The sequence below is a fragment of the Bradyrhizobium sp. GW821-FHT12B03 genome, from assembly GCF_058807535.1.
In genome coordinates this window covers 1-7012 of record NZ_JBXAQU010000043.1, presented here as the reverse complement: position 1 = coordinate 7012, position 7012 = coordinate 1, and the positions used below count along the sequence as shown (strand labels likewise).

The following is a 7012-nucleotide window of genomic DNA, read 5'->3' as shown; positions in this document are numbered from 1 at the left end:
ACAGCCAGCCGATGAACGACGTGATGCGGCAGATCTTTAATCGGTAATTCCTGAACCAACGCTTCGGACTCCAAGGCGGTCTTTACACCCACGCCCCGCCCACTTCTTCATCCGAACGGATGAGAAGAGGCCACGACGCTGCAGCGCCCCGCCAGCCATCCCTCCCGGTGGATAACAACACCGGCCCCGGCCGGTTCAGCCATCGTTGCCGGTCTCGACGATGTCACAACATGCACAGCGGGCGGGGGCGTCCGATCAATGGGTGACGCGGGTGCCAAGATCGACGACGTCGCTCCTCCCATTGGCATATCCGCCCTCGAACAGCGCATCGATATGCCCTGGTGTTTCCGGGTGCGCGTACATGGAACTGTGAGTGCCTCCCACCATGATGATGGAGGTCATCTCAAGCCCAAACCGGCTCCAGCCCAGATCCGGGACCAAATGGTCTTCGAGGCTGCGAAGTCCGGGATCGTGCTCCTTGGCATGGAGCATGTAGATTGGCGCTTCCACGTCCGGCAAGACGTAGCCGATCTGGCCCTTGACGTTGTCGGATATCATCTCACGCAGAGCTTGCGTTGACGGAGCGCCGGTGAGTTCGGCCAGCCTTTCGGAATCGTCCTCGGTAAGGCCATAGGTTCTCATCAGGTGGGCCCACCCGATTCCGTCGACGACCTGCATCATCGATGTCGGCACCGAGGTGAGGTCGGGCGGCGCCTGCGTATCAAGCAAGGCGACTCCGGTCACGTGATGACCCCGGCGCTCCAATTCGGCAGCCAGTGCAATGGCGACAACCCCGCCGAAAGAGCCTCCAACGAAGAACACGGATCGGTCGCCGATCCAGGATCCCACGTGTGGCGCATAGTTCAAGGCCAGGTCTTCGACAGTCCCATGCAAGAGCCCTTGCTCTGCGAGTGGGTATGGATTGAGACCCGCGATAGGATAGTCCCCAGCCAGATCCTTGATGACTTGGGGCGTGTTCTCTCGGGTGGAGCCGTGGCCGAGACCCGGGATGTAGATCAGGACCCGATCGCCAAATCCGGGTCGTATCGGAACGATGCACGAGGAGTTCCCCTTCTCGAGCAGGGCGCTCATCTCCGCAAGCCCTGAAAGCCGGCGTTCCAGGTCGAGCTGGCGCAGGAATTCGGGATCTGCGCTCTCGAGCAACGCGCTGAGCGAGGTCAGCCCTTCGAGTTTCGATCTGGCCTTACCATTGCTTCCCACGCCTTGCCGCTGCGACGCTCGCTCGCTGGAAGAGAGCTTCTCCTGTAGCAGCCGCGCGATCGCTCGTGCCGTCGGATAATCGAATGCAAGCGTCGTCGGCAGCTTGGCGCCAATTTGCCCCGACAAGCGGTTTCGGAGTGCGACCGCCATCAGCGAGTCCAGACCGAGATCCTTGAGCGATTGGTCCGCAGGCACCGACGAGGCCCCGGGCAGCGCCAGCACCGCCGCAATCTCCTCCTGCGCCAGCTCCACCAGCGCCTGCAGCCGCTCCGCGTCACTCGCAAGCGAAGCCAGCCGTGACCGCAGATTGTTGGTGTCGCCGCTTCCGACCGAGGCGCGCCGCAAGCCAGTGCGCACCAGGCCACGGTACAGCGGCGGCACGTCGTCGGCGAACTGGCGCTGCATCGCGGCGATATCGAGATGGATCGGGATCACCGCCGCATCGGGCAACGCCTGCGCCGCGTCGAGCAGTGCGAGCCCGAGCTCCAGCGTCAGCGCCTGCACACCTTGCCTGCGCATCCGCATCAGCTCGGCACGACCGAGATGCGCCGTCATGCCGACACCGCGCTGCTCCCACAGGCCCCACAGCAGGCTCTGCGCGACAAGACCACGATGCCGACGCTCAGCGGCAAGCCCATCGAGGAACACATTCGCCGCGGCATAGTTCGCCTGGCCCGGACTACCCAGTCCGCCCGCCGACGAGAACAACACGAAGGCGGCGAGATTTTTATCCGCGGTCAGCTCATGCAGGTGCCAGGCGCCATCGAGCTTCGGTCGCAGCACACGCTCTAGCCGCTCGACGTTGAGCGCCGGCACGATGCCGTCGTCCAGCGTGGCCGCCAGATGGAACACGCCCGTCAGCGGACGCTCCGGCACGATCGCGCTCAGGAGCGCGCCAACCGCATCGCGATCGCCGACGTCGCAGCTGACGATGTCCACGGTCTGCACGCCGAGCCCCCTGAGCTCAGCCACGAGCTCGGACGCACCGGGCGTCGCCATGCCGCGACGCGAGGTCAGCAGCAGATGACGCACACCGTGCTGGGCAACCAGGTGCCGCGCGACGGCACTGCCGAGCTCGCCCGCACCACCCGTGATCAGCACTGTTCCGCTGACGTCGAGAGGACGCGGCTCGGCCGCACCTGCGCCGGTGCGCGCCAGCCGCGGCGCCAGCACCGCACCATTGCGCAGCGCGAATTCAGGCTCCGACGTTGTCGCAATGATCCTGGCCAGCAACGCTGCATCCGCGGACACTGCATCCAGATCCACCAGCTGCAGCCGGCGATCGGGATGCTCCGCGCGCGCGCTGCGCACCAGGCCCCACAGCGGCGCCTGCGTCAGTCCGCTTGCGCCTTCGTCGGGACCAGTCGCCACGGCGCCTCGCGTCAGCCACATCATCGCGGTCTCGTTCAGGCGTGCTTCGCCAAGGATCGCCTGCAACTCGGATAGACCACGCTCCGCCGTCGCATGCGTTGCCGCGAGCACCTTCTCATCTGCGTTCGATAGATGATCGAACACGATCTGCGCGGGTACGGGTTCTCCGGCATCGAGTCGCTCGACGAGGGCCGGCAGGCTCGCGGCATGATCAAGCCCGAGACGCGCCGCCATCTTGCCGTCGCCGCCGACGATCAGCGGTGCCACATCCAAGGCGGCCTCGCTCAACGCAATCGCTCGCCATTCAAGCCGATACAGATGCTGCGCCTCGGCACGCGCGGCATCGCGGATCTGGGCTTCGCTCGCTTCCTTCAGCCTGAGACCGCCGACATGGGCGACGACGCGACCGTGCCCGTCCGCAAGCTGAAGATGCGCCAGCGCCTCGCCCGCGCCGCTGCGCTCCACGGAGGCGCGAACCCGCAGCTCCCGCGCGCCCTGGGCGGCCAGCGACACCTCGGACCATTCGAACGGCAGCAGCATCGACCCATCTTCGAGACCTTTGACTTGCGCAAGGGTCAGCACATGCAGCGCACTGTCCAGCAGTGCCGGGTGCAGACCGTAAGCGTCCGCTGAGGGTCCCAATGCTTCTGCAAGCACCGCACGGCCGAACACGGCATCGCCGACACGCCAGGCCTCGACCAGTCCCTGGAACAGCGGCCCGTAGCCGTAACCGTGCGCTTGCAGCGTCGCATAGTGACCGGTCAGGTCGATCGGCTCGCCACCGACGGGCGGCCACACTTCAAGTTCGCTCTCTTGCGTTGCTTCTTCCGTCGCTTCGCCCAGCGTGCCCTGCGCATGCAGTGTCCATGACGCCCCATCGGGGGCATCTTCCGCGCGGCTGTAGATGCTGAGGGTACGGCCACCACCAGCCTCGAGCGCATCCACCTGAACCTGGAGCCGCACACCGCCCTCCGCAGGCAGCACCAGCGGCGACAGCAGCGTCAGTTGCGATACGGCCGACAATCCGACAGCACGCGCGGCCGCAAAGCCCAGCTCCAGCAGTCCCGTTCCCGGCAGCAGCACCGTCCCGAACACCTGGTGGTCGCCGAGCCAGCCCGCGTCCGACAGCGACAGCCGGCCCGTCAGCAGGAACCCGTCGCTCTCCGCCAGCGGCGTCGCAGCACCCAAGAGCGGATGCGATGCCTCAGACAGGCCCATCGTCGATGCGTCAGCGCTCGCCTTCTCCGCCTCCAGCCAGTAGCGCTGGCGCTGGAACGCATAGGTCGGCAGCGCCGCAACCGGCAGCTTCGCGCTGCCGCCAAGCGCCTTCGACCAGTCGATTTGAACGCCATGAACATGCAGCGCGCCGAGATTGCGCAAAAGCTCCGACATGCCGCCGCCATCGCGGCGGAGCGATCCCACCACGACGCCGTGCTCGCCGCTTGCCGCAGACAACGGCATTGCCAGCACCGGATGCGCGCTCGCTTCCACGAACACGCCGTGGCCATTGCCGATCAATTCGGCCAGCGCCAGATCCAGCCGCACCGTCTGGCGCAGGTTTCGGCACCAATAGGAGCCATCCAGCGACGTGCCATCGCAGCGCGTTCCCGTCACCGTCGAGATCATCGCCACATGGCCTGGCTGGGGCGCGAGATCGGACAGCAAGCCTGCAAGCTCGGGGAGGATCGGCTCCATCTCCGCGCTGTGCGAGGCGTAGTCAACATTGACCTGTCGGCAGAACACGCCTTCCTTGCCGAGCTGGCTGACCCAACGCTCGACCACTTCGGTCGGGCCCGAGACGACCGTCGAGCCGGGCGTGTTCACCACCGCGACAGACAAGCCGGACCACTCCGCCGACGTGAGCCGCTCGTCCACGATCGGCGCCGCAAGCTCCGTCACAGCCATGGCGCCGTGACCGGTCAGGCTACGCAGCAGCTGGCTGCGCAGCGCGACCACGCGTGCGCCGTCCTCCAGCGACAAGATGCCGGCAACCACGGCGGCAGCAATCTCGCCCTGGCTGTGACCGACGACTGCCGACGGCTCAAGGCCGAGGCTACGCCACACCGCTGCCAAAGCGACATTCATCGCAAACAGCGAAGGCTGGATTACGTCGACTCGTTCCAGCAGCGAGGCGTCCAGATCTTCATCGCCGCGCAGCACAGAGGTGAGCGACCAGTCTGTGTATTTGGACAGCGCCGTCTCACAGGTTGCAATCGCCTGCGCAAACACCGACGATTCCGCGAGCAAGGCCCGGCCCATCGATGGCCACTGGCTGCCTTGGCCCGGGAATACGAACACCACGCGGCCGCGATCGCGTGCGTCTGCAATCGCCACCGCCGTATGCGAGCGACCTTCGGCCAGCGCATGCAGCGCTTCCACCGCCTCAGAGGGATCGCGTGTCGACACGACGGCGCGCGAGCCAAAATGCGTCCGGTGCAGCGCTGCGGTGGCAACGACGGAGGACCAGTCCGCTTCCGGATGCTGCGACAGCCATTCGCCGTAACGACCGGCCTGCGCACGCAGCGCGGCCTCGTCACGGCCCGACACCAGCAGCGGGATCAACGGCGATGATGCATCGGCGCTGACGACAACCTTGCGCGCTGGCGCTTCTTCGATCACCACATGCGCGTTCGTGCCGCTGATGCCGAACGAGGACACGCCGGCACGACGGACCCGCGAAGCATCACGCGGCCATGCGCGCGCCTGCTGGAGCAGCGACAGTCCGCTGCCTTCCCACTCGATCTGGCTGCTCGGATGTTCCGCATGCAGCGTCTTCGGCAACACCTCGTGCCCGAGCGACAGCACCATCTTCATCACACCGAGAACACCGGCCGCGGCTTGCGTATGACCGAGATTCGACTTCGACGAACCCAGCCACAGCGGGCGATCGTCGCGCCGCGTCGGACCAAACACGGCAGCCAAGGCGCCGGCCTCGATGGGATCACCGAGGCTGGTCCCGGTGCCGTGGGCTTCGACGACGTCGATGTCGTCGGCGCTGACGCCGCTCGCGGACAAGGCCGCGCGAATCACGCGCTGCTGGCTCGGACCGTTCGGCGCGGTCAGACCCTGGCTGCGGCCATCCTGGTTCACCGCCGAGCCACGGATCAGCGCCAAAATCTCGTCGCCGTCACGCTCCGCATCCGACTGGCGCTTGAGCACCAGCACGCCGCAGCCTTCGCTCCAGCCGGCACCGTCAGCACCGTCCGAGAAGCTCTTGCTTCGGCCGTCCGGCGCGACAGCACCCGCACCCATGCTGACCAGAGCGATTGGCGTACACATCACGTGCACGCCACCTGCCAGCGCCAGATCGCACTCGCCCTGACGCAACGCCGTGCATGCCAGATGCAGCGCCGACAGCGACGACGAGCACGCCGTATCGATCGTCATCGCCGGACCTTCCAGGCCCAGCACGTAGGAGACGCGGCCCGCCAGCACGCTCGACAGCTTGCCTGTCGTCGTCCACATCGTCGTCGCCTCGAGCGAGCGATGCATGCCGTAGTCGCTGCCCATCGAACCAAGATACACGCCGGTCCGGCTCTCTCTCAGTCCCTCCGGTTGCAGCCCCGCGCGCTCCAGCGCTTCCCACACCGCTTCCAGCGTCAGCCGCTGCTGCGGATCCATCTCCACCGCCTCACGCGGCGAGATGCCGAAGAAGCCCGCGTCAAAATCCTCCACTGCGCTGACAAAACCGCCTTCCTGCGTCAGCCATCCCGTCACCACTTCCAGGCGCTTCAGCAGATCACGGCTCCAGCGACCCGGCAGCGGACCGATGCCGTCGCCACCGCGCTCCAGCAGCGACCAGTAGCTTTCGGGGCTCGCGGGACCTCCCGGCGTACGGCAGCTCATGCCCACAATCGCGATCGATTCCGATGCCGCGATGGCTCGCCGCTTCTCCTGCCGAACAGGAGCACGACCGAGCTCGAGCTTCTCCAGCAGCAGGCGCGACATCGCGCGCGCGGACGGGTAATCGAACGCCAGCGTGGTCGGCAGCTTGGTCCCGACCCGCGCCGACAGGCGGTTGCGCAGCTCGGCCGCCATCAACGAGTCCAGACCGAGATCCTTGAGCGGTTGATCCGCAGGCACCGAGGTAGCCTTGGGCAACGCCAGCACGGCCGCGATCTCTTCCTGCGCCAGCTCCACCAACGCCTGCTGCCGCTCCGCATCGCTGGCAAGCGACGCGAGGCGAACCCGCAACGCGTTGGTATCGCCGCTCGATGTCGAGGCACGCCGCAATCCGCTGCGCACCAGGCCGCGATACAGCGGTGGGATCTCATCCGTGAACTGACGCTGGACCGTAGCGAGATCCAGATGAATCGGGATCAGCGCCGCATCCGGCAGCGAGCGCGCCGCATCCAGCAGCGCAAGCCCGAGCTCCAGCGACAGCGCCTGCACGCCCTGCCGGCGCATCCGCATCAGCTCG

1 protein-coding gene is annotated in these 7012 nt (G+C 66.6%); it reads right to left on the bottom strand.

Annotation, left to right across the window (positions count from 1 at the left end):
- Positions 1–255: 255 nt before the first annotated feature.
- On the bottom strand, positions 256–6984 hold the full coding sequence (locus AC1RUR_RS38220) for an SDR family NAD(P)-dependent oxidoreductase (RefSeq protein WP_492853310.1): 6729 nt from the start codon (positions 6982–6984) through the stop codon (positions 256–258).
- Positions 6985–7012 lie beyond the last annotated feature (28 nt).